At 42.5% G+C, this 2462-nt stretch carries 2 protein-coding genes; both read right to left on the reverse strand.

Going from position 1 to position 2462, the window contains the following annotated elements; all coding sequences use genetic code 11:
• Positions 1–1393 (reverse strand): HAMP domain-containing sensor histidine kinase (locus RT445_RS23555; RefSeq protein ID WP_313471753.1); only part of this gene is annotated, 1393 nt, incomplete at its 3' end.
• Positions 1390–2088: a response regulator transcription factor gene (locus tag RT445_RS23560; RefSeq protein WP_274797300.1), complete on the reverse strand. Its 699-nt coding sequence runs from the start codon at positions 2086–2088 to the stop codon at positions 1390–1392. The genes RT445_RS23560 and RT445_RS23555, both read right to left, overlap by 4 nt.
• Between the last annotated feature and the right edge of the window lie 374 nt (positions 2089–2462).

The following is a 2462-nucleotide window of genomic DNA, read 5'->3' on the forward strand; positions in this document are numbered from 1 at the left end:
TCTCCCTTGAAAGTAGCTCGACAGTTCCACCATGTTTTTCAATAATTTGTTTCGTAATATTTAAGCCAAGCCCTGTTCCTCGTTCTCCAGCCTTTGATCTTGCACGATCGGCTTGATACATGGGCTCAAATAATTTTGCAATGTCCTGTTGTGGTATGCCTAATCCAACATTTTGCACGATGATATACATACCTTCTTGCTCGGTTAAAGCAGACTTCAAGAAATCAAAACCCCATTGCGGATTGTTCCCAGCATTGACTGCTGCTAAGCCGATTGTTGTCCCCTTTTCCCCATAACGCCATGCGTTGCTCAATAAATTATCAATGACACGCTGAAGTTGTTTAGGATGCACAGCATAGAGCCCATCCACAGCACAGAAGACTTCTAATGTAAATCCTTCTTCCACACATAACGGTTCATAATCAGATAAGGCCATGTCAAAAAATTCTTCCCCATCCACAGCTATCAGCTCTAATTCGTAGTCCGTAGATTGAAGTAATGTAAACATCAATAAATCCTCTAGCATATGCTTCATTCGATCTGCCTTCGTGACGATGACCTGCTGATATTCCACCTGTTGCTGTTCTGATAAGCCTTTGTTTTGTAAAGATTCCGCATAGGCTTGAATGGCTGTAAGGGGCGTTTTCAAATCATGGGAAATGCTTGCAATCATCATTTCTTTTTGCTGTTGCTCCACTTTTAACGAAGCCCGAGTTTGTTCTATTTCATCCTGCATTGCCTCAAACGTTTGGGCGAGTGCCCCAATCTCATCTTTTCTGACACTGAGAGTTGATTTACCATGCTGACCTTTCGCAAAATTACGCATTTGCTGCATCAGTTCACGTAATGGCCGATTTAGTTTCCGATGTAGCAACAAGATGACAGTTAAATAAATGATAAGAAACAGCAGAATCGTGCTTGTCATAACAAGCCAAGAACGCTTCTCTACACCCTTTACCCAATCTGTTCGTATTAATTGAATTTCATAGATGCCCAACAAATCACCTTTTTGATAAACAGGCTCCTTATAGGTAAAAGCGTTGTAGGATTGCTGTAAATCATATAAGCCTTTCAACATACGCTCTTTCCCTACATAGCCCGTTAGTAAAGGGTTGGAGGAATATAAAACATAGCCAGATTTCGTATAGAGGGTAATCGCCAGTTGCTCATTGGTAAGATCCTCTACCTCCTCAAAATTGGCATTTTTTCGATAAAGTACTGGATTGTCAACGACATCTTTTACCTGATTCAGCTCAGGCCACTTGTCAAAGAACTCCACCACATTTTTATCTTGATAATAAGCATTAATCCACACATAAAGGCTATAAGCACCTGCTATGGGTAAGACCATTACAATAAAAAACATGATCAGTAACCACGCTTTTATTTTCATAATGGTTCACCAATAAAGCGGTAGCCCTTCCCCCACACGGTTTGAATGAAATTTGGATTTTTCACTGAATCCTTGAGCTTTTCTCGCAGTGCCTTTATATGTACGGTGACAGTATGAGTGTCCTCTAAAGTCGCTTGCTGCCAAATATGCTGATACAGTTCCTCTTTCGTGAAAGTTTGACTCGGATTTTTTGCTAGCAGCCTGACAAGAGCAAATTCTTTTTGAGTTAACGCAATTTCTTGCTGATTAACCCTGACAATTTCCCGTTGCCAATCTATTGTTAAGCCATTCGCATAGGCAGTTTGCTCCTCTAACGGCTCTTGCTTATGATAGCGTCGCCAGCGCCTAAGATGGGAGGCAACCCGTGCCTTTAACTCCTCTAAACTAAATGGCTTTGCAATATAATCATCTGCCCCCTGCAAGCCCTCCACCTTATCCTCCTCTTCCTTACGCGCACTCATCATAAGGATCGGCACATCACTCTCCCAGCGAATATTTTGACAAACCGTCAGACCATCCATTTCTGGCAACATCCAATCCACCAACACTAAATCAAAAGGTTGCGCTTGAAAATCTGCTAATCCCTCAAGGCCTGTAGTAGCCCATGTCACACAATAGCCCTCCTGCTCCAACGTATCCTTCACAATGCGACCAATAGCTGCATCATCCTCTATCAGTAATAACTTTTCCTTCATCATTCTCCTCCTGCATTAACCTTACTACGGAAAAAACATTTTTCTCCGAACTTTACACTTTCTTTATAATTACCTTAGAGCCTATGCGCACTTTACACAAGGGGGCAGAGACTACCGATTTCGTCGAAGCCGTTTTTCTTTCTGCGCGGGCTTTCCGCTAGTTTTGTGGGGCTATCCGCTAGTTTTTTGGGGCTATCCTTCACTTTGCTGGTTCTATCCGCTACTTTTCCCTCGCTATCCTTCACTTTTGGAGTTGTATCCGCTACTTTGTCCGGGCTATCCTTCATTTTGCCGGTTCTATCCGCTACTTGTCCGGCTTTTCTTCATTTTTGCAGGTTCTATCCGCTACTTTGCCCTCGCTATCCTTCACTTTT

The organism is Lysinibacillus sp., assembly GCF_032093475.1.
Taxonomy (GTDB): domain Bacteria; phylum Bacillota; class Bacilli; order Bacillales_A; family Planococcaceae; genus Lysinibacillus; species Lysinibacillus irui.